The organism is uncultured Methanobrevibacter sp., assembly GCF_937881195.1.
GTDB lineage: Archaea > Methanobacteriota > Methanobacteria > Methanobacteriales > Methanobacteriaceae > Methanobinarius.
In genome coordinates, this window is record NZ_CALGFC010000064.1 from 1 (window position 1) to 22,218 (window position 22,218).

Below are 22,218 nucleotides of genomic sequence, written 5' to 3' on the forward strand. Positions count from 1 at the left end.
TATATTAATAGAATAATTATACTTAAAAAATAATTATATTAATAGAATAATTATACTTAAAAAATAATTATATTAATAGAATAATTATAGTAAAAAAATAAATATAATATTTACTAAATTTAAAATAATTAAATTTATATCAATAAATGGTGATTAATTGATAATTATAATGGATGAAAGATCAAAAAAATATTTAATTGATCAAAAATCTGAGTTTCAAAGTGATTTAGGTATCATAAGTCAGGAATCATTAGCTAATGCAAAGATAGGAGAAACATTGACAACACATTTAAATAAAAAATTTAAAGTAATAAAACCTAATGTTAATGATTTTATAGATTTAATGGATAGAAGATGTTCAATTTTAATTCAAAAAGATATTGGAACTGTAATTTCAAAATGTGGGCTTGGAAATGGGGATAAAGTTGTTGATGCTGGAACTGGAGCAGGAGCAATTGCATTAAATTTTGGAAATATAGTTGGTGAATCTGGCCATGTTTACTCTTATGAAATAAGAGAGGATTTTGCAGACGTAGCTAAAAAAAATATTGAAAAATTTGGTTTAAGCGAAATTATCGAAATAAAAAATAGAGACATTAAAGAAGGAATTATTGAAAAAGAGATAGATTTAGTATTTCTTGATTTAAATAAACCTTATGATATATTTGAAGATGTTTATGAAAGTTTAAATACAGGAGGACATCTAGCTGTATATGCTCCATATATTGATCAAATCGAAACATCATATAAAATAGCAAAAAAAGTTGGTTTTATGAATTTATCAATTATAGAAACTCTTGAAAGAGAAATAGAAGTAAGAACCCAAGGTACAAGGCCTAAAACTAGAATGGTTGGGCATAGTGGCTATCTTCTTTTTGGAAGAAAATTGTAAATATTTATCCTATTATTATTAAAATGATAAATGATATATAAAAATAAAAATAATTGAAATAAAAGGGAAAATAATTAAAATAAAAAAAAGGGAATATAATTAAAATAAAAAATTAGAACAAAATGCAATATAATTAAAATAGTATTAAAAATAAAAATATATAAAAAATACTAAAACTAATAATTAAAAGACATTGATTGCAAGTGAAAATAAATAAAAAATATATGAATAAAAATTAAAATTGGAATAATAATTAATGGAATAATAATTAATATATTGTAATAATAATTAATTTATTAGAATAATATTTGAGTGTGATTAAAATTTTTAATCTTAATGATGTAATTTCTATAAAAGATTTTCAAAAAAAAGATATTGAGTTTATTTTAAAGGAATCTGAAAGTCTTGAAAAAATAGCTAAATCAGAAGAGATTTCTGATGAATTAGCAGGGAAAATACTAGGAATGATGTTTTTCGAACCATCAACTAGAACAAGATTATCCTTTGAAACATCAATGAAACGACTTGGTGGTAATTGTGTTGGATTTGCTGGAAGTTCAGCTAGCTCAATTTCAAAAGGTGAAAGTTTAGCTGATACATCAAAGATGTTTGAAGCTTATTCTGATGCTCTTATTATTCGTCATAATTTGGAAGGAGCTGCAAAATTTATTTCGGACATTGTCGATGTTCCAGTAATTAATGCAGGAGATGGAGCAGGACAACATCCAACACAAACTCTTCTAGATTTATACACAATTAAACGGCATTTTAATAAGATTAAAGGATTGAATATTGCTTTAGTTGGAGATTTAAAATATGGGCGTACAGTACATTCTTTAGCATATGCTCTTGGAATTTTCGATGCGCAAATGAGTTTCGTATCACCTGATGAGTTAAAAATGCCTAATGAAACGCTTCATGATTTAAAAAAGAACAAAATAAAATTTCATGAAACAAATAATTTAAAAGATGTTATTGATGATATTGATGTATTATATGTTACTAGAATACAAAAAGAAAGATTCCCTGATGAAGAGGAATATTCAAAAATAAAAGGTGCATATTTAATAGATTATGAACTTGTAAAAGAAAAAGATCTAATTGTGATGCATCCTCTTCCAAGAATTGATGAAATATCTACAAACATTGACAATACAAAATATAATAAATATTTCGAGCAAGCATTTTATGGTGTTCCAGTTCGAATGGCCATTTTAAAAAATATAATTAAAAACAAGCTTTAAATTCTTATAAAAATAATAATACTTAATAAAATTAATTTAAATACTAAAAAATTAAGCTAAATACTAAAAAATTAAGCTACTATAAAATTAAATTAAATACTAAAAAATTAAGCTACTATAAAATTAAATTAAATACTAAAAAATTGATTTAAATATTATAAAATTAATATAAACAGTGTGAAAATCAATATTAATAATAAAATGGATAAAATAATTGTCAAATTAGAAAGTTTAACAGCATTACTAATATCTTCTTTTTTTAATATATTATCACTATTTCCAATTTTATATACTCCTTTTTTTATAAGAGAAATATCCAATGCACCAGCAACAGCTGCCATTGTAAATCCAGAGTTTGGAGAAGGACAATTTCGAGCATCCCTTAACATTATTTCATAGCTATTTTTATAATTGAAATTGTTTTTTTTATATAAAAAAGCAGCTAAAACAACTAAAATTCCACCAAAGCGTGCAGGTAGATAATTTAATATATCATCAAGTTTTGCAGGAAAATATCCTATATAAAAATATTTTTGATTTTTATATCCAACCATAGCATCTAAAGTATTAATTATTCTATAGAAAATAGATACTAAAACAGCGAAAAATATTATATTGATAGTTAAATTATTTGAAAAAAAGTTGAAGAAATTTAAGTTAAAAATATTATCTATAGTAATAGCCAAAATAAATAGAATTGTTGCTAAAATATAATAAAAAATAGGTGAAATAACAGAATCAGTTATATTTTCAGATAATGTTTCTATTGTAGCAGAAATTATTAGGGGTTCATCAAGTTCAAGTGTATTTCTACTTACAAGATAAGACATTGATTTTCTAGCAGATTCAATGTCATTATCTAAATCATCTTTAATTGAATTAGCTGATGATAATAGCATATTAATTGAAAAAGTTGAGGATAAAAGTATTGAAGAAACAATAACAAATAAAATGATATTATAGCTTGAAATCCACAAAATTACACTGAAAAAAAATAGAATAAAAATTGAAACTAAAAGTGTCAAAAAGAATCCAGATATTTTATTTTTAAATTCTATCAAATATTTTAGAAATAAGTCAATAATTTTCCCAATAAACACAACAGGGTGTATCTTCTTAGGCAATTCACCTAAAATTAAATCAATAAAAGTCGCAATAACTAATATTATAAGTGATAATATAAGTATTTCTTGAAAATACATTTTTATTCCTTTTATTTTAATATTCTTTTTATTTTAATATATTAACTACTTTTAATCAAGTTATATTATATTAAAATAATAATATTTGAAAACAAATTATACTTAAAATTTTTTATTTAAAAATAATTATTATTTAAATATATAATATAAATAAACTAAAATATTAAATGATTTATTTTTAGTTCAATTATATTTATAATTCAAGTTAATTGTATAACTACTTATATTTATTTATATAATATATATTTAATAATAAAATATAGTTATATTATCTAAATTTTAACATTAAAAAACAGTGATTATATGATTGATGAAAAAGTAATCAAAAAATGGCTTGTTGAAGAAGGTCTATTTAAAGAACAAATATCTGATGAAACATCTAACTTTCATTTTCTTATAAATTATCCAGATGAGCATGTACTTGATCTTATACAACCAAAGCATAAAGAAGATATGGTATTAATAGGGTGTGCTTCTGAAATAGCACCTGAACAATTATCATTAATTAGAGACTCCTCAAATAAAAAAAGAGAAAACTTTATATGGGAAATTCGATTTGCTTTAAATCAATTCCTTCTTGATTTTGAGCTTGAACATCCTGATAATGTTTTGAGTAGGTTTGTGATTTCTGAAGAGATATATGAAGATGGTTTAACAAAAAATAGTTTGATATTATCCATTAAAAAAGTTTTTAAAGGTAAATTACAATGTATTTGGATTACAGGAAAAACTTTTGGTGAAGGTGAAAATTCACAAATAAATGATAATAGTATGTTTGTTTAATTTTAATATTTCTCTTTTTTACAAAAATAATACTTTTTTTATTATATTTTAATTAATGAAATATATATATTGAATATGTTTGAATTGATATAATTTAATATTATTTAATTTAGTATTTTTAAATTATATATATTTTTAAATTATATATATTATATATACATTATATATTATTTATAGATTATATATTATTATATATTATTTATAGATTATTTTATATTATCTATAATTTATTTTATATTTTATATTTATTTTATATATAATAATTATATAATAATAATTATATATTTATTTTTCAGATGTTAATAGATCTATCCTTAATTCTTATTCTAATCAATATTTATTTAATATTTCTTATTTATTTAATATATATTACTTTATTATTCATATTAATACTATAGAGATTCTTTTTTTCAATTTTTCAATTTTTTCATTTAATTTATTTCACTTGTTACACTTGAAATAGACGTTCATAAGAATTATAAACATGTAATTTTTTTATTAGTGTGAGAGATATATTTCCAGTGAAACGTATTTTTGGTATCTTGTATGAATGAAGACGTCTATTTCAAGTGAATATAATTGAAATTTAGGTTTCTCTATTTATTTTTTTAAAAATTTTTTATTAATACTGCCAAAAACCTATAAAATATCTTTATATCAAAATTTTAACCAATTAAATTCATTTATATCTTTTTTCAGCTTCATATAATTATTTTTCATTTTTTGAAAAATTAGTATTTTTACACTTGAAATAAACGTCTTGTATTTTTTTTCTTTGAAATTTTCATTTCACTTGAAATTTACCTCTCACTTTATTTTTTATTCAATAGTTAATAAAAAAATTATAATAATTTATAATTAAAAATATAATTTATGTAAAATCGAATTAATAGTATTTTTCATAAAATTTTTCATTTATATATATTATTTTTTTATTTATGAATAACCATTAAATTTTTTTTATTTTTTATTTCCGAATTGTTTATTTATTTGACAGCTGATTTTTCAATTTTTTTATTTTTAATAGAAAATTAAATTATTATTCAATTTAATAATACTCTTTTTAATTGTTTAATATATTTAAATTATTTAATTTACATGAAATCTTCAATGTTTTTTGTTAAACTTTTTACTAAATTTCATATTTTTCATAATTATTTACATTTATTTTATTAATAAAATTCTTTTTTTATTTCTATAATAGTTTATTCTCTAATATTTTCTAAAATAAATTTACTTAATTTTTTTTTATTATCCAGATGATAATATTTATTTTATTTTTATTATTTTAATGACTATTTTTTCTTAATTAAAAAATAAAGAATAAAATAATCTTTTTACACTTGCAATATATGATTAAATTTTAAAAAGAATTATATATTTAATATATAATATTTTATTTTTTTCAATATTATCTATTATTTATTATCTATTTTTTAAAATTGAAATAATTATTTTATTTTATTTTTTTTAACAATTTTAATTGATTAGCCTCAATTGTTTTTTATTATAAAGCCAAAAACTGAGTTTTTTATTTTAAAAAACATAAAATCATTCTTTTCATATTTATTCTTTTTTAAAATACCCCCTATGATATTTTATTGAGATAATACTTATTATAATTTAAAAAAATCACAATTAACCCTTTTTTACTTAGAAAAAACTATTTAGGTAATATATTATAAGTTATTATTTTTCAATGATTTTTTAATAAATAAGTTTATATGTTTTAATTTCTAATATTACACTTGAAGTATACGATACACTTGAAACTTTTAAAAAAGATATTTAAAATTTTTGTTATAAATTAATATAAATTTTATAAAATTTATTATAAATTAATATTTTATTTAATAATAATATAAAATTTATAAATATAATATTAAAATTTTTTGAATATATTTTTAAAAATTAAGTTTTATCATAAATATAATATTTAAATTTTCTGTTTCAAGTGTATTTAAGGGAATCAACAATGTAATATCAAATAAGAAGAGTGAAATTTCAACTAAAATTATAATAATTTCCTAATAATATTAAAATATTAATAAAACACTGTCATATAAAACTTGAAATAATATTATTATGAAATTTTTTCATGAAATTTTTTCAATTTTAATAATAGCTAAAATTTTTCTTTTTAATAATTATATTATAAGAAAATTACTCAATTTCTTTTTATTTATACTCTCTTTGATTTAATGATATACTTTTTATAGAAAGCTTATGGAATTATTATTAAATTATAATTATTGTATACAATTTTTTCAATAATGTATAAAATTCACTATTCTATAAATCTATCTATAATTATAAGATATGAATAAATTTTTAAAAGATAATACTAACTCAATAATTTTATCTATTAAATATAAAATTTGCGAAATTTTTTATAAATTATAAATTTTTTATATCTTACAAAGAATTATAATTTAGTAAAAATTATAATTCTGTGAATTTATAATTTAGTGAAATTTATAATTTAATAATAACGATTTCAACTAATAACTATACATTAAACTCATAATTAATCTATTGGTGATTTAATGACTAATATTTTCGATAATCTAGCTGATAAAGGTTCTGTTTTCAAAGATAAACAATATTTAGATCATAGATTTTTGCCTGATAATTTACCCCACAGAAAAGATCAGATTACTTCAATAGCTAAGTACTGGATTGAAGCTTTAAATAATGTAACTCCATCAGATGTTACTATTTATGGGAAAACAGGAACTGGAAAAACAGCAGCAGCTAAATTTGCAATGAAACAACTAGAAGAAGCAGCTTCCAATAAAGAATTAAGAATAAGAACAGAATACATTCGATGCACCGATTACACGACTGAATATCAGGTTATTGCAAAACTTTGCCAGCAAATGGGGAGAGATGTTCCTTATAGGGGATGGACTAAGGCAGAAGTTGTAAATACATTTAGAGATATTTTAAAATCTAATTTATATGGAAATAAAATGATTTTAATCGTTGTTTTAGATGAAATAGATATTCTTCTAAAAAATGACGGTGATGGGATTCTTTATACTTTAACAAGAACTGATAATGTATCAATATTATCCATTAGTAATTATGTTGATTTCAAAAAATTTATTAAAAGTAGGGTTATGAGTAGTTTTAGAGATAGAGAAATCGTTTTTCCACCATATGGAGCCCAACAACTAGTAGATATTTTAGAAGAAAGGTCAAAGCTATCTTTTATTTCAGAAACACTAACTAATGATGTTATTCCTCTTTGTGCTGCTATGGCTGCTAAAGAAGAGGGAGATGCGAGATATGCATTGGATCTTTTAAGAACTGCTGGTGAAATAGCAGATGAAAAAGAATCTAAAATTGTTAGGGGGGAATATGTTAGAGAAGCAAAGGATAAAATTGAACATAATAAGATAACAGATCTTATCACTACTTTGCCTGCACAACAACAGAGAGTTTTAGAAGCAATTTTAAATTTAACTCAAGAAAAAGAAGAAATTACATCTGGTAAACTTTATGATACTTATAAAGAAGTTTCTAAGGGAGATACAGTTTCATATAGGAGAATATTTGATTTTATTAATGAACTTGAAATGCTTGGAATTATATCCACTAACACAATTTCAAGAGGTCGTGGTAGGGGAAGGACTAATATAATTTCTCTCCAATGTGATAATGATATCTTAGAAAATGCACTGTATTCTATTTAATATTTAGCTAAATTCTTCAATGAAGGATTAAATATGAAAATTGCAATATTATCCGTTTCAGAAAAAGGAAAAATACTTTCATCTAAGTTGAAATCTTTATTATCAAAAGATCCTACTGTAATTTGGATTGATGCTTTCCATAAAAATGTTAAAGAGAATATTGATAATATTTTTATTGACAATGTTAATAATCCAGTTAAATATGATGCTATTATTGGGATAATGGCTACAGGAATTCTTGTTAGATCTATAGCAAAAAATATTAAAAATAAAAAAATAGATCCTGCAGTTTTAGCTATAGATGATAATGGTAACTTTACTATTAGTTTACTTTCAGGCCATCTTGGAAGAGCTAATGATTTAACATTAAAAATAGCTAAATTAATAGATTCACAACCAGTTATAACAACAGCAACTGATATAAATAATAAAATTGGCATTGATTCTCTTTCAAATAAATATTATTGGGATATAATCAATAAAAATGAAATATTAAGTTTTAATAAAGCTATTTTAGATGAAAAAACAATTAAAATTTTTTTGAATATAAATAAACCCCATAATATAAACTATAAAAAGGATATGCTCGATTTTTTTAAAAATAATGAAAGTAATACACTTGAAATCATTGACCTAAAAAACAAGGAAATGTCAATAAAAAGTGTTGATGAAAAATATATTTTATTCAAAAATAATAAAAATAAAGATTTTAACTTGAATATTATTAATTACAATGGTATTGATTTTAAAAAATCCGATTTTGATATTTTTGCATGCTTTGATAAAAAGTATATTTTCTTTAAACAAAGAAAATTAATTGTTGGAATTGGCGCAAGAGCAAACATCGAAAATGAAAAAGTTTTAAATGGAATTAAAATAGCTATGAACAATTTAAATCTTCCAATTGAAAGAATTGATGGAATTGCTACTGCTGAAATTAAGTCTGATGAAAAAGGAATATTAGAAACTGCTAAAAAATTAAAAATACCTCTTAATATAGTATCTTTAGATGAAATAAGGGATTTAAACAATCCAATCATATCACATTCAGATTTTGTAAGAGAAAAATTTGATATTCCTGGAGTTGCAGAACCTTCTTCACTAATAGTAGCAAAAAAAGACAGTAATAGTTCAAAACTTATTCATAGGAAGATGGCGATTGATGGTGTTACAGTTGCAGTAGCTGTTTCGAAATAAATTCAAAATTTTAAATAGTTTTTAAATTAACATTTTAAAATAATTGAAAGTATTCATAAATATCGATTATATTCATATTATTTTCAAAATTATAATATTTATTCATATATTTTAATAATTTTTTTATTTGAACCATTAAAAATACCAACTTCTCATAATAAAATGACATTCTTGTTCTTTAAAGTAATCGATTTTGAATTTTTCAATATATTTTTCTTCTTCTTTTGGAATTCCAACTAAAACATGCTCATAATCTTCTAAGCTATTTTTATTAATTTTTGAATGCATATAAAATATCATTGAACTTTCATTTTGAAAAATTTTGCTTAAATAATTATTTAAATTCACATATTCACTACTAATTTGGTTTTCATAGTTAGAATGATCTTTTATATTATCCAATATCCAATAATTATCTTTATTCAAAGCACTTTCTTTAAATATAATGTAATAATTTTTCTCTTCAAATTCTTTTTTACTAATTTTAAATCCTTTACATATCCACAAGTATTTTTCACTATTAGAATGATTATTTTTATCAATATTTTCATGATTGCATAAAGGAGTATAATATTTTTGATTATTATAATTTTGATTTGAATATAAATCACTTTCAAAGTTGATTTTATCTTTGATTAATATACTAGATATAGCTAAATAACTATAAAAATCACATTTAACTGTTCTATTTACTGATATTACATTTGAGGAATTTTCAAAATTTTTTGATTCAATACCTATCATAATCGGATTGAGATTAGTGTTAATTGGATAAACTGTAATAGAACTTTTTATTTTATTTTTAAATAATTTTTCTGTAATTAAATTTTCATATTCTCCATTTTTTAGTATTTGAATCTTTTTAAATGAAATTCTATTTGGATAAAATTTATTAAGATTATTTTCATCATTATTTTCAATACTTAAACCAGGATTAACAATACCAAAATCATATAATTTTTCCCAGTTTTTTGGTGTTCCAGGACTATTAATTAAAATATCCACTACTTCATTAGTTAATCTTTCAATTTCGGCTGTTTCTAATGAATTTACAAGTCTATCATTTGAACTATTTATAATGTTTGCAATAATTCCAAAAACTAAAATTAAAAAAAAGAAGGTTATTATAATATCAGTAGAGAATGTAATTCCTTTTGAATCTTTAAAAATTTTCATATTATCCCATATTTTTCTTTATGAGAGTCATCTATAAATAATATTTCAGATAAATCACCTTCTTTATAGAATTCAATCATACTTCCAGGGTAATGATCTTTGAAAATAACATGATCTGATCCACAAATTGATTTTTGACTCATATTTCCAAAAAAGTTTTTAGGTTGAGGGACTATAAAAACTTCTAATCCATAATGAGGACATCCACCTTTTCCTTCTAAACGACATAAATAACAGCTACCATCTGCACTTTCATGAAAATACCCATTATCAATACAATTTTTCAAACAATATCCTTTCCCATGATTTTCATAAGGATCATATATGCATTTTTTTATTATTAGAGGGCTTGTAGCATTTTCATACATTTCACCATTTAATAGATTATTTTCATTCATATAATACACTAATGAATCTTTATAGCTAATTTTTGTCCCATTTTCAATCAATGTAGGATGTTCTCTACACATTAAAAAGGGAAGTGGATCTTTAAAACCTTCGATTGAAATTGAACTTTCAACTAAATTATCATATGTTTCTTTTCCTTTTTTTCCACTAACAAGGACTTTAACATTTAGATAGAATGGGCTTTCTCCATTGCTAATACTCAAAACTTCATTTTGAATAGTTATTCCATTATTTATTTTATAAATTTCCACATATTTATCTAACTTTTTTTGAAGTTTATCTTTAATTATTTCTCTACTATTATAACAAGGGCTCTTACTATGTATAACTTCATCAGATACTTCTTGAATTGTTTCTTTAGATAAAATTTCAATGTTCTTGTTGTGATTTTGGATTATATAGTTAAAAGAATTTGAATCTTTTGAATCACTAACAATGTTTTGATAAGACATAGTAAAGTTTAAAAGCAATATTCCTATTATCACAAAATAAAATACATATAAAACAGATAAACCTGTAAAAATAGCTCCTTTTTCACAATTAAATTTATTTTTTTTAAATTTTAGACCAAAATAAATATTTAATCTTCCAATGTTATTCATTGATTTTTTAAATTCCATGAAAAACCTTATATTTCTAGATATATAAGTATATTACTTTATAATGAATTTAAAATTAATTTAATCCTTTAATAATTCCTTTATTTTGTAAAATTGATTTAAATTAGAATATTTATTTATAATAAAGAATAATGATTTATTGTTAGAAAAATACTATTTGAAAAAATATAAAAATAGAAATATTATTTGAAAAAATATGAAAATAGAAATATTATTTGAAAAAAATATAAAAATAGAAATATTATTTGAAAAAATATGAAATATAAAATATTTTGAAACATATAATTTAAGGTTAAAATATTACACTTGAAATAAATGTCAAAGACTTTTTTTATTAAAAATTTTTTATATATTTATAAAAATAAAAAATTAGCAGATTTTAAGTTTTATAACACTAATTATGTATTTATAATAGACTTAAAATCATAATTGAAATTGAAATTAAGGTCAATGAAGATAATGAATCTGTTAAACTTGTTGAAATTGGAATTACAATATTGTCTGGATCTAAACCATTTTTATATGATACTGAAGAGATTAAATATACTATGAAAAGCATAATACTGATTAAAATTATTCCTGAAATTGTACTTATGCTTATAATGGGCAAAAAACTTAAACCGGGCATATTAAGGAGTCTTGAAGATAATTCTGCTAAAAATCCAATGATTGGGTATATTATAATGACTAAAAAAATTATTATTGAAAAATTTCTAATTGTTACTTTTTCTGGTTTTAAAACAGGATTTATCAAACCTGCATGAAGTGAAGAGGAAAGCCTTGCTCCTAGAATACTTACAAGATTTCCACTTTCACCAGAGAAAAGTGGAACTAGAGTTAGAAGACTAGGGTTTTTAAGAAGTGTATTAATTGAATTGTTTAAAAAACTTCCAGCTGTAACTCCTAAAAATGAACAAATAAGTAAAACAGGGGTGGATTGTTTTATAATTTTTTTCATTTCTCCACCTGCTTTTATTCCATATATAAACCCTAAAATAGCAATAAAAATCACAAATATAAATACTACATTTTTCAAAATCACACTTGATAAAAATGAAACTGAAATTATAGCTAGTATAATGGCAGGAAGTGTGAATAAATCTCCAAAAGCAGCTATAATAGGAGTAGATATATTATCTGGATCCCAACCATTTTCAAAGCTTTTAAGTGATATTAACATTGTCAATGGCAACATTATTACACTTGAAATAATTCCTGCAAATATTGAAATTAGTGTAAAATCAATTAAACTTATGCTTTCAAATCTAAATAATATACATATTCCTTTAGCTAAAAAAGCTAAAAAAATAGATAGTATAATGGTTAAAATGAGAGAAGATAATATATTCTCTGATAAAATTTTAGAACGTTTAAATTCAGGAGATAATAAACCTATATGTAGATTTGTTGCTAATCTTGATCCAAGAGCTCCAAATATGTTTCCTCTCATTCCAATAGCTCCAGGAATAATGACTAGAAGACCAGGAAAAGCAGTTAAGAAATCTGTCATATTTCCAAGAATTATTCCTGCAAATAAATCACCGATAGCACATATTAAAAGAGCAGTAAATGCTTCTCCTAACACATTTTTTGTTTCTTTAAAAAAATGCTTAAATCTACTACCAATTAAGTAGGGAATGGATAATAAATAATTTATTTTTTTATATATAAAAATGAATAAGCTGACTATGAATGATATTATTGTTGAAAATATTTGGCGAATCATCTTCAATAGAAGCTTTGCTTTCTTCATAAATATCACCTACAAACATAATATCAACTTTTAATGAACATTTTAGTAATTTTATATACTTAAATACTATTTTTATATTTTATTCTTTATATTATTATTCAATATTCAATATAATTTTAATATTTAATTTTATTCCTTGATTTAAATATTAAAGAAGTATTTAATTTTTAATTTAAATAATTAATTTTTATAAATAATTAATTTTTATATTTCTATTTAATTATAGAATCATAGAATCAATCTTCCGATTGGGATTGACCTTCTTCATCAACTAAATTGGATATTTCGTCGAAATCAATTTCACAATTGGCTAATTTTTTAAGGAGTTCTGATCCCATTTCAGTACCTTTAGCAATTAAAGCATCCCCTGCTCTTATAATAGTATGTTTATCTGGCCCATAAATCCATGTTTCATCCCTTCTAATCGCGATTACAATCATACCTGTTCTATTAGCTAATACTAATTCACCAAGTGATTTATCAGTTAATTCTGATTCTTTTTCAACAGTAACACTAATAATTAGCTCTTCAGCCTCTTCCATAACCATTTTAAATACTGGGTGTGGTTTTATTCCTTTAATAACAATGTCTGCTAAATCTTTAGCTGCATTAGCTATACTTTCAGCAGCTTCAGCTATTTCAATTAATGCAGTTAATTTTTCAGCATCTTCAACAGAACGAGCAGCTACAAGGGATTGTTTTTTTATTTCATAATTTAAACTATTAACTTTATTTTCAAGTTTTAAAACTTCACTTGCGGCATCTTTACTATTAAAGAGTACAGCTGAATAGGCCAAATCCACCATTAACTCAGATAAATTTTTCATTTCTATTAAAATATCCTTTATACTAGCCATGTTTCCATCCTTTATTATTTATTTTTGAATGTTTTTTCAATTGTTTTTAGGTTTATTTATATTTTTAGGTTTATTTCTATTTTTTAGGTTTATTTCTATGTTATAGGCTTACTTCTATCTTGGATTTATTCTTTTTGTATTTTGTTTTTATTTTCTAATATACAATGTCTTCTTAATTTTAATAATTCTTTCTTTTTTGATTTTAAATCATCAACATCTTCTAATATATTAATTAATCCTTTTCTAATACATTGAACAGTATTTTTTTCGTGAATCCATTCACAGTCTTCACAACTCCAAACACCTTTATTTTTTATCCATTTTCCCCCAGTTGATCCATCGCCACAAGGATAAAAAGGACAGTAGCAAAAATCACAATATTGTGAACCATTTTCACATTCATGGCATGGATAATATTCACATTCAGTATTAGGTCCGATTGGGGATGTTCCTTTTAAATATTTTTCATAGAAATCTTCTGAAAGCGGATGAATTTGAGATTTAATAACATAACCTCTTGGAGTAATCATATATCCATCTTGAACATATGTTAAAGAATTTCCCACAATTAATATTGTGGACATATTGATATTATCTTCATTTAATTCTTCAAGAGTGACTATGCTTGTTTTACTACTTATTTCATCATTATAATCACTTTCACTACTATCAACAATTCCAATTAATGTTTTAGGATCTTTCGTTTCATCTAATATTTTTTTAAATATTTTAAAAGGTTTTTTCCGAGTTTTACTAATTGGATTATATATTGCCATTATTAAATCTGCTTTAGATGCATATTCTATTTTTTTTTCTATTTCAGTTAATGGTGTTAATATATCACTTAAACTTATAACTGCAAAGTCGTGTAGTGGAGCTCCAAGGAGAGAAGATGCAAAATTAACCGCACTAACACCAGGAAAAATCTCAATATCTTTTTGAGGATCAAAATCATTATACTTACTAATAAGTTGAAACATCAAATTAGCCATTCCATAAACACCAGGATCCCCAGAACTAATTAATGCTACCTTTTTTCCTTCTAAACTTTTCTTTATAGCAAGTTCTCCTCTAGAAATTTCATCTCCCATACCTTTTTTAATTATTTCTTTATCCTTAATTAAATCATTAATTGAATCAACATATTTTTTGTAACCAATAACGACATCTGACTCTTCTAATGTTTTAAGAGCTGAAATTGTAATATTGCTTTTATTGGACCCAATACCAATTATATTAATCATTATTTCACCATATACAGATTTTTTATATTTTAGCTTGTTTTTTAGATATTGGTATTATTTAAATTTATCCAATAGTAATTCCATTTGAACTTGTGCTTCCAGAATAATCAGTACTTGTCTGATTAAAGAATTTTAATATAGATATTATCTTTAAAGTACTTAAATCAACTACAATTCCATTATCCGTACTATTTGCTTTTGCAGTAGCTTTAATAATATAATCTGGAGTTCCAGATAATACAATTTGTTGAGATGTAGTGTTTGGTGAAGAATATGCTAATGCAGTAATATTTACTGATATTTGACCTTCACTAGATTTTGAGTATGTTGTAAAATTAAGGCTTTCTAAATCTATACCATCAACCTTTGCAAGACTCGTTAAATTTTCACTCACATCAACCTTGTTTGTAACATTTATCTTTTCTGGATCTTTAATAACAATACTATTGATATTTTCAGAGCTGAATAATTCTGCAATAGTGTTTATTTGCAAGTCAATAAGTCCTTTCACATCTGGAGGTTCTGAAGTTATAATAGTGTATGAACTAAGCAGACCTGCTTCAAAAAATCCTATAAAAAGTATTAAGATAAGTATTATTTTAAGTGCTTTTGGCATATAATCACCCAAATATTTATATTAGCATATTTTAAATATTTTTATTATCTAAAATAATATAATTTAATTTTTGTATTTAATTAGAAGTTTAGATTAGTATAACTTTTCACGAAAATATTTTATCATGGCTCATAAAAATCTAAAATTTATAAGAATGTAGAATAAAATATATAATAAATAATTTAAAATACATATTTAATTTTATAATATATTAAAAATATATAATAAAAAATTTCAATCATAATTTATTATTTAATTATAATTTAAAACATAATTATCAATATTAATAAATATTTTTTAAATTTATTAATAATTCTATTTATTAATTGTTATATATACTACAATAAATTTGTTTATTTAGTTTAATAAAATTAACTATTTTGGATTTTTATTTAAACTTCTATTCGGATTTATTTTTTATATATATTAAAATTTAATTTTTATAAGATTCAATTTTATAAGATTCAATTTTATAAGATTCAATTTTAATTATTATTAAATTATATTAATTGTTTATAATTAAATACTAACATCTATTTTTATATCTTCAATCATGATTCAATATTTTGCATAAATTTTTTTTATTTAATAATTTTACCACAATATTAAATTATTAAATATTTTTAATATATGTTGCAAAATGATTAAATAAAAAATATAGAACTTTAAATAGTTATATAATTACTAAACAAATGATATAAATAAAATATAATAGCAAGAAAAAACAAACTTATAGTAGAAATTTATTTGATATAAATTAATTTGATTCATTATAAAATGTGATATAATTTACAAACACAAAAATTTATAAAAATAAAATCTTATAAAAATAAAATTTAGGTATAAAAATTATAGAAATAAAAAGAATAAAATACTAAAGATCCAAATGACAACAGAAATTCTTTTCAAATTTGCTAAAAAAAATATAAATCTGTCTCCTGAAGCCTATTATTTAATATGTGGTTTGGAAGATCCTTTAGATTTTTCTTCATCTTTAATTGTCAAATTAAAAAGTCAGGAATATTCTAAAAAAGATTTAATTTCTTTAAATTCAGAAGTCGTGGAAGAGTTTATTAAAACATTAGGCTTAAAATTACCTAACCAAGATAAAAATTCCAATAATCAAATTCCTAAATTTCAAAAAACTTTGATTAATGAAGAAGATAAACCTGATATTAATTTAAATAAAAAAGATCTTAAGGATTCAAATACCAAATCTAACCCTTTAAAAAATAATTCAAAATCTTTTGAACCAAATATTGATTCATCAACATCAAATTCTCCTTCTTTTGGTATTAGCCCTGGATTTTCAGAATCTGAATCTCCAGAATTTAAATCTTCTGTAGGCGAATTTTCTATAAATGATATATCTTCCAATGATTCATCTAATGATACTTTTAATGATTATGTAGATGATTCTTCTAATGGTTTTTCTAATGATTCTTCTATATCTAACCCTATGGGGACTGATTTTCCTGAAATTAATAGTCTAAATGAAGAACAAAATAATCAAAAAATTGAATTTATACCTTCTGAATGTTCAAGAAATGTCATTCCATCTAATTTAAATTATGATTATAAAGTAATTCAAGATACTAGCAAGAAGTCTTATACTAGTGGAGAAATTGATAATTTAATAACTTATTTTAAAAACAGGTATTCTAAAATATCAAATATCTTGTCTAAAAGACCTGAACTAAAAACTTATCAGAAGATTTCTGATTTAGAAGAAAAAGCTACAGATTTATGTCTAATTGTAATGGTTAAAGAGATAAGAAGCACAAAAAACGGACATAAAATAATAACTTTTGATGATGATACTGGGGAAATCAGTGTTCTTTTCCACAAAGATAATCATGAACTATTTAGAGAGTCAGATAAACTTGTTAAAGATGAAGTAATTGGCCTTTTAGCTGAGAAAAAAGGAGATTTAGCCATTGCAAATAAAATTGTGCAACCTGGTGTTCCAAGAATTGCAAATAAATCCATGAATTTTTCAGCTGTGTTCACTTCTGATGTACATATAGGTAGTTTAACATTCCTTGAAGATGCTTTTGTAAGATTCACAAAATGGCTAAATGGTGATTATGGAACTGATGAACAAAAGGCTATTGGTGAAGATGTTAAATATATGATAGTTGCTGGAGATATAGTGGATGGTATTGGTGTTTATCCTAATCAAGACAAGGAATTAGCTATTAAAGATATATCAAACCAATATGAAGAGGCAGCAAGGCTTCTTGGAGATGTAAGAAGCGATATAAAAATAATAATAGCTCCAGGTAATCACGATGCTTCTAGAGTTGCTGAACCCCAACCTGCAATACCTGAAAAATATGCAAAACCTCTTTATGAATTGAACAATGTAGAATTTGTAAGTAATCCCGCAATTGTTAGTCTTGATGGATGGAATACCCTAATTTATCATGGTCGTGGTTTTGATGACATAGCTATTACTGTAAAAGGATTTTCGCATGAGCGAAACGATCTTATAATGGAAGAATTGTTAAATAAACGTCATCTAGCACCAATTTATGGTGAAAGAACTCCTTTAGCATCAGAACTTGAGGATTATCTTGTAATTGACAATGTTCCAGATATTTTCCATACAGGGCATGTTCATATTAATACATATAAAAACTATAATGGAATTCATATGATTAATTCTGGGACTTTTCAGACTCAAACAGAATTTCAAAAAGTTCATAATATTCTTCCAACTTGTGCAGAGGTTCCAATTCTCCATAGAGGTGTTTACAAAAAATTAAAATTTATTTGATTATTGATTTTATTAATTAAATTTATTTATATTAATTAAACTTATTTTATCAACTAAAGCTAATTTTATTAATAATATTATAATTAGGTTAATATATTAATAGAATTATTAAGTTAAGATAATACTATATTAGATACTACTATATTAAGCTATTAAATGATTTAAGTGATGATATGAGTGATAAAAAGGATAATATTAAAAGTGTTGTCGATGTTTCAAAATACCTTTTTGAGCGTAAATTAGTTTCTGGCAAAGCTGGAAATGTTAGTGCTAGGTTTAATGATGAAGGCATTGATGTAATAGCAATGACTCCTACTATGAAATCACTAGGTAGTCTAAAAGAAGAAGAAATAATATTAGTCGATATTGATGGAAATAATTTAACTAAAGGGACTCCTTCTTCTGAAATATACTTACATTTAGCTATTTATAAAGAGAAAAAAGATATTGGTGGAATAGTGCATACTCATTCACCATTTGCAACTGGTTTTGCATTTTCTGATAAAAGAATAAAAAGATTAGAAGGTTTTGGAAAAATAGTTTCTCCATATTTAGCTGAAATTGAATATGAAACGCCAGGAAGTGATGAATTAGCTATCAAATCTGCAGAAGCACTTAAAGATGAGGATGTTTTGATTTTAAAAAATCATGGTGTTATTGCAACAGGAGAAAATATTCAAGAAGCTTGTTCTTTAGCGGAATTTGTTGAAGATATCGCTAAAACTCAATTTATTTCCCACACTCTTAATTTATCTGATTCTTTTTAGTTTTAATTCATAAATTCAGGATTTAAATAGATTTTATAAAATATATAAAATACCAACTAAATTTTATAAAATATATTAAAATTAATAGCAAAATAATTTCTATATAGAAGAAAATAAAAAATAATAAAATAAGCATCAAATGAAAATTACAATTTAGTTTATATAAATTTATTTAAATTTATTTTTTTAAATATATTTATTCTCTTAATATATTCAAATTGGCTTATATAATCAGCATTAATAAATATTTAATGATATTATTAAATAGCTTTATAATTAATTTTTTTATAATTAAATAATTTAATTAGGAAAATTTTATAATTATATTTATTTATAAAATATTAAAAAAGTAGTAATTGTTTTAATTTGTTTTAATTGATTCTAATTTGCTTAAAACTTCCCATATAAGAGTTCTAGCATGTATTGGTATATTAGGGTCGTTACTAATTTCATCTAATATTAAAATAACTGCACTTGCTCTTACAGTTTCATCTTCCTCATCATTGTTAAGAAGTGTATTAGATTCATCAGCAGCTCTTCTAATATTACGAGGAACACTAGGATTCTCCATTATATGCTTTAAAATTTCAGAAACTTCACCAAAAATATCGTTACTCATAAATAATCCTCCAAAAATCAAAATAGATAATAACTAAAGATTTAACATTTAATAATTAATACAAATTAATATTCATGAAATTAATTAAATAGAATTCGAAATATAAAAATGAAAACATCTATAATATTGAATAAATTAAATAATAATCAGTATGTTAATTGTAAATAAGATAAATATTAAAAATTTTAATAAGTTAAAATATATTAGAATATAAGTATTTTTATTATAGTATTTTTTTATTAGTATTTTTTATTTTAAAAATTTTATTTTCAAAAATTACTATACATTTATTATATAGAATTAAGTTATTTAAAAACTTTTGTATTTTTTATTAATTTTTAGATTTGTTTATAATTTTTTTTAAAATGAATATAAATACAAATATTTATTTACTATTAAAACAAATTAAATAATATAAACTTACAAATAAGTATTACTAATATTAAATAAATTTTTATATGATTATTACAAATAATTTATTAATATAAATTAAGTTTTTATATAAATTTTTATATAGTAACAATTATTAATCAATTCTATAAATAATTATTGATACTTAATTTGAGTTTAAGTTTATTTAATATAATTAAAATACTTTCTAATACTTTTGATGCTTTATTATACTTTTCAATGCTTTCTTAAGTTTATTATTTAATATTTAGTATATTTTATTAATTTTATCTTTAGTAACATAGATATTTAATTTTAAGGATAATATAGTAAAATTATATATTAATAGATAATATAAATTAGGTAGCATAATTATAGTATAATCTAAATTAAGGAGTATATTAAGAGATATATGAATTATAGAATATTTTATTATCAATTAATTTACTTATAATATAATATTAAAATCATGAATTTAAGAGTTAATAGGAGGATTTAAATGTCTGATATTGTAAGAAGCTGGCGTCATATTCAACAGAGGTATAATCTTATTGGATCAAAGTGTACTAATTGTGATGGAGTTTACTTCCCTCCACGTGTAATTTGTCCAAAATGTAGAAGAAAAGGTAATATTGAAAATGTTCAATTTAGTGGAAAAGGTAAAATTCATAGTTTTTCAATAGTTGAAACTCCAACTAGTGATTTTAAGACTATTTCACCATATGCTGTAGCTATAATTGATTTAGATGAGGGTGCAAGACTCACATCTCAGCTTGTAGATTGTGATCTTAATGAAATAGAGATTGGAGATCCCGTTGAAATGGTGTTTAGAAAAATTAGGGAAGATGGGGAAGACGGAGTAATCTCTTATGGATTCAAATTTAAACCAGTCAAATGACTCTAATGTCAATACAAATTATGAAAACTTGAATGCTTCAAATAATTCACTTTCAGAAGATTTTGGTGTATTACTTATTAGTCATGGAAGTAGTTTGCCTTTTGCAGAAGAAACTTTTAAAGATATACTTAATAAGTATGTAGAGTTAACTGGCCATAATGCGGAAGTCGGATATATGAAAGTTGCTAAACCTTCTATTTCTGAGGCAATTGATAATTTAATAAATAAAAATAATAGCATTAAAAGGATTATAGCAATGCCTGTATTTCTGGCTCCAGGTATTCATACTAATATTGATATACCAATAATGCTAGGGCTTGAACCTAAAGAAGCGGATCCAAGATGTCCAGATGGAAATTATCCTGATGATCATTATTTAATGGAATCTAAAGCTGTTAATTTTTCTGGTGAAATTGATTTAATTAATTGTATTGGTCCAGATTCACAGATTATTGATATAATAAATAAAAAGATTGAATTAGCTGTATCTATGTCTGATAATGATATAGGTCGGGATAAAACTGGTGTTTTGCTTGTAAGTCATGGTAGTAGGCTCAACTATAATCGTGAATTTATAACAGATATCTATAATCAATACAAATCTCAAACTGATTATTCTGTTTCTCAAGGATTCATGGAGCTATGTGAACCTACAATAGCACAATCAGTAAATGAAATGCTTGAGAATAAAGATTTAGATAGATTAATAGTTGTTCCGGTATTTTTAGCCCCTGGAGTTCATACAAAACGAGATATTCCTACTATTTTGGGAATTTTCGATGATGAAGATAGTATTAATAATAATTCTTCTAATAGTAATTCTAATGAAGTAACTCACTCTCATGATCATATTCATGACCATTCTCATGATCACAATCATTCTCATGATCATGCTCATGGTGGTAATATCGACTTTGATGGTGAAATATTATATACAGAACCGTTAGGTGCAGATGATATTATAATTAAAATTCTTAAAGATAGAATTGAAAGAAATATATAATTACTTTCATTCTGATCTTCTTATTATTTCTTATTATTTCTTATTATTTCTTATTATTTCTTATTATTTCTT

General features: G+C 22.6%; 17 protein-coding genes. 9 read left to right on the forward strand and 8 right to left on the reverse strand.

The features are described from left to right. The first annotated feature begins 157 nt into the window (after positions 1–157). Both Q0087_RS08785 and pyrB read left to right on the forward strand, forming a co-directional pair. Positions 158–892, forward strand: a complete 735-nt coding sequence (locus Q0087_RS08785; RefSeq protein ID WP_297899578.1) for a tRNA (adenine-N1)-methyltransferase — start codon at positions 158–160, stop codon at positions 890–892. A 314-nt stretch (positions 893–1,206) separates the two neighbouring features. After that, positions 1,207–2,136, forward strand: coding sequence for an aspartate carbamoyltransferase (pyrB, locus tag Q0087_RS08790; RefSeq protein ID WP_297899580.1), 930 nt, complete (start codon positions 1,207–1,209; stop codon positions 2,134–2,136). Between the two features lie 155 nt (positions 2,137–2,291). Here pyrB and Q0087_RS08795 read toward each other — a convergent pair whose 3' ends face one another. Next, positions 2,292–3,338 carry a cobalamin biosynthesis protein gene (locus Q0087_RS08795; RefSeq protein ID WP_297899582.1) on the reverse strand — a complete coding sequence of 349 codons (1,047 nt, stop codon included), beginning with the start codon at positions 3,336–3,338 and terminating at the stop codon, positions 2,292–2,294. Between the two features lie 303 nt (positions 3,339–3,641). On the opposite strand from Q0087_RS08795, the gene Q0087_RS08800 reads away from it, so the two are divergent. The 3 genes from Q0087_RS08800 to Q0087_RS08810 all read left to right on the forward strand — a co-directional run bounded on the left by Q0087_RS08800 (position 3,642) and on the right by Q0087_RS08810 (position 9,016). Then, complete coding sequence (locus Q0087_RS08800; RefSeq protein WP_297899584.1) at positions 3,642–4,121, forward strand: DUF2299 domain-containing protein; 480 nt, start codon at positions 3,642–3,644, stop codon at positions 4,119–4,121. Between the two features lie 2,546 nt (positions 4,122–6,667). After that, the gene (locus tag Q0087_RS08805; RefSeq protein WP_297899586.1) at positions 6,668–7,819 is read left to right on the forward strand and encodes an orc1/cdc6 family replication initiation protein; all 1,152 of its coding nucleotides are present in this window, start codon (positions 6,668–6,670) and stop codon (positions 7,817–7,819) included. Positions 7,820–7,852: 33 nt separating this feature from the next. Then, positions 7,853–9,016: a cobalt-precorrin 5A hydrolase gene (locus Q0087_RS08810; protein ID WP_297899588.1), complete on the forward strand. Its 1,164-nt coding sequence runs from the start codon at positions 7,853–7,855 to the stop codon at positions 9,014–9,016. Between the two features lie 135 nt (positions 9,017–9,151). Here Q0087_RS08810 and Q0087_RS08815 read toward each other — a convergent pair whose 3' ends face one another. From Q0087_RS08815 to Q0087_RS08840, 6 genes are all read right to left on the reverse strand, one after another. Then, positions 9,152–10,192, reverse strand: coding sequence for a hypothetical protein (locus Q0087_RS08815; protein WP_297899590.1), 1,041 nt, complete (start codon positions 10,190–10,192; stop codon positions 9,152–9,154). Beyond that, positions 10,189–11,220: a hypothetical protein gene (locus Q0087_RS08820; protein WP_297899592.1), complete on the reverse strand. Its 1,032-nt coding sequence runs from the start codon at positions 11,218–11,220 to the stop codon at positions 10,189–10,191. Before Q0087_RS08820 ends, Q0087_RS08815 begins: the two co-directional genes overlap by 4 nt. 406 nt (positions 11,221–11,626) lie before the next feature. Beyond that, on the reverse strand, positions 11,627–12,805 hold the full coding sequence (locus Q0087_RS08825) for a magnesium transporter (protein ID WP_297899609.1): 1,179 nt from the start codon (positions 12,803–12,805) through the stop codon (positions 11,627–11,629). A 404-nt stretch (positions 12,806–13,209) separates the two neighbouring features. Then, positions 13,210–13,830: a potassium channel family protein gene (locus Q0087_RS08830; protein WP_297899594.1), complete on the reverse strand. Its 621-nt coding sequence runs from the start codon at positions 13,828–13,830 to the stop codon at positions 13,210–13,212. 125 nt (positions 13,831–13,955) lie between these two features. Further along, entirely contained in the window at positions 13,956–15,074 is a 1,119-nt protein-coding gene (gene cobJ, locus Q0087_RS08835) for a precorrin-3B C(17)-methyltransferase (protein ID WP_297899595.1), read from the reverse strand. A gap of 64 nt (positions 15,075–15,138) precedes the next feature. Then, positions 15,139–15,690, reverse strand: a complete 552-nt coding sequence (locus Q0087_RS08840; protein WP_297899597.1) for a hypothetical protein — start codon at positions 15,688–15,690, stop codon at positions 15,139–15,141. An 886-nt stretch (positions 15,691–16,576) separates the two neighbouring features. On the opposite strand from Q0087_RS08840, the gene Q0087_RS08845 reads away from it, so the two are divergent. Together Q0087_RS08845 and Q0087_RS08850 are read left to right on the forward strand one after the other, a co-directional pair. Beyond that, positions 16,577–18,469 (forward strand): DNA-directed DNA polymerase II small subunit, encoded by a 1,893-nt coding sequence (locus Q0087_RS08845; protein WP_297899599.1) that lies wholly within the window; start codon positions 16,577–16,579, stop codon positions 18,467–18,469. Positions 18,470–18,642: 173 nt separating this feature from the next. After that, positions 18,643–19,236 (forward strand): class II aldolase/adducin family protein, encoded by a 594-nt coding sequence (locus Q0087_RS08850; RefSeq protein ID WP_297899601.1) that lies wholly within the window; start codon positions 18,643–18,645, stop codon positions 19,234–19,236. Between the two features lie 361 nt (positions 19,237–19,597). Here Q0087_RS08850 and Q0087_RS08855 read toward each other — a convergent pair whose 3' ends face one another. Further along, positions 19,598–19,855, reverse strand: a complete 258-nt coding sequence (locus Q0087_RS08855; RefSeq protein WP_297899603.1) for a UPF0147 family protein — start codon at positions 19,853–19,855, stop codon at positions 19,598–19,600. Positions 19,856–20,744: 889 nt separating this feature from the next. Between Q0087_RS08855 and Q0087_RS08860 the strand changes: the two genes are divergently transcribed. Both Q0087_RS08860 and cfbA read left to right on the forward strand, forming a co-directional pair. Beyond that, on the forward strand, positions 20,745–21,143 hold the full coding sequence (locus tag Q0087_RS08860) for a Zn-ribbon domain-containing OB-fold protein (protein WP_297899605.1): 399 nt from the start codon (positions 20,745–20,747) through the stop codon (positions 21,141–21,143). Beyond that, the gene (cfbA, locus tag Q0087_RS08865) at positions 21,115–22,146 is read left to right on the forward strand and encodes a sirohydrochlorin nickelochelatase (RefSeq protein ID WP_297899607.1); all 1,032 of its coding nucleotides are present in this window, start codon (positions 21,115–21,117) and stop codon (positions 22,144–22,146) included. The genes Q0087_RS08860 and cfbA overlap by 29 nt, the downstream gene beginning before the upstream one ends. Positions 22,147–22,218 lie beyond the last annotated feature (72 nt).

Bases quoted from the DNA above. Each gene is read 5' to 3' on its own strand.
- cfbA (WP_297899607.1), top strand. From the start codon at position 21,115: ATGGATTCAAATTTAAACCAGTCAAATGACTCTAATGTCAATACAAAT.
- Q0087_RS08840 (WP_297899597.1), bottom strand. From the start codon at position 15,690: ATGCCAAAAGCACTTAAAATAATACTTATCTTAATACTTTTTATAGGA.
- cobJ (WP_297899595.1), bottom strand. From the start codon at position 15,074: ATGATTAATATAATTGGTATTGGGTCCAATAAAAGCAATATTACAATT.
- Q0087_RS08800 (WP_297899584.1), top strand. From the start codon at position 3,642: ATGATTGATGAAAAAGTAATCAAAAAATGGCTTGTTGAAGAAGGTCTA.
- Q0087_RS08810 (WP_297899588.1), top strand. From the start codon at position 7,853: ATGAAAATTGCAATATTATCCGTTTCAGAAAAAGGAAAAATACTTTCA.
- Q0087_RS08845 (WP_297899599.1), top strand. From the start codon at position 16,577: ATGACAACAGAAATTCTTTTCAAATTTGCTAAAAAAAATATAAATCTG.
- Q0087_RS08815 (WP_297899590.1), bottom strand. From the start codon at position 10,192: ATGAAAATTTTTAAAGATTCAAAAGGAATTACATTCTCTACTGATATT.
- Q0087_RS08805 (WP_297899586.1), top strand. From the start codon at position 6,668: ATGACTAATATTTTCGATAATCTAGCTGATAAAGGTTCTGTTTTCAAA.
- Q0087_RS08830 (WP_297899594.1), bottom strand. From the start codon at position 13,830: ATGGCTAGTATAAAGGATATTTTAATAGAAATGAAAAATTTATCTGAG.
- Q0087_RS08820 (WP_297899592.1), bottom strand. From the start codon at position 11,220: ATGGAATTTAAAAAATCAATGAATAACATTGGAAGATTAAATATTTAT.
- Q0087_RS08795 (WP_297899582.1), bottom strand. From the start codon at position 3,338: ATGTATTTTCAAGAAATACTTATATTATCACTTATAATATTAGTTATT.
- Q0087_RS08855 (WP_297899603.1), bottom strand. From the start codon at position 19,855: ATGAGTAACGATATTTTTGGTGAAGTTTCTGAAATTTTAAAGCATATA.
- Q0087_RS08850 (WP_297899601.1), top strand. From the start codon at position 18,643: ATGAGTGATAAAAAGGATAATATTAAAAGTGTTGTCGATGTTTCAAAA.
- Q0087_RS08860 (WP_297899605.1), top strand. From the start codon at position 20,745: ATGTCTGATATTGTAAGAAGCTGGCGTCATATTCAACAGAGGTATAAT.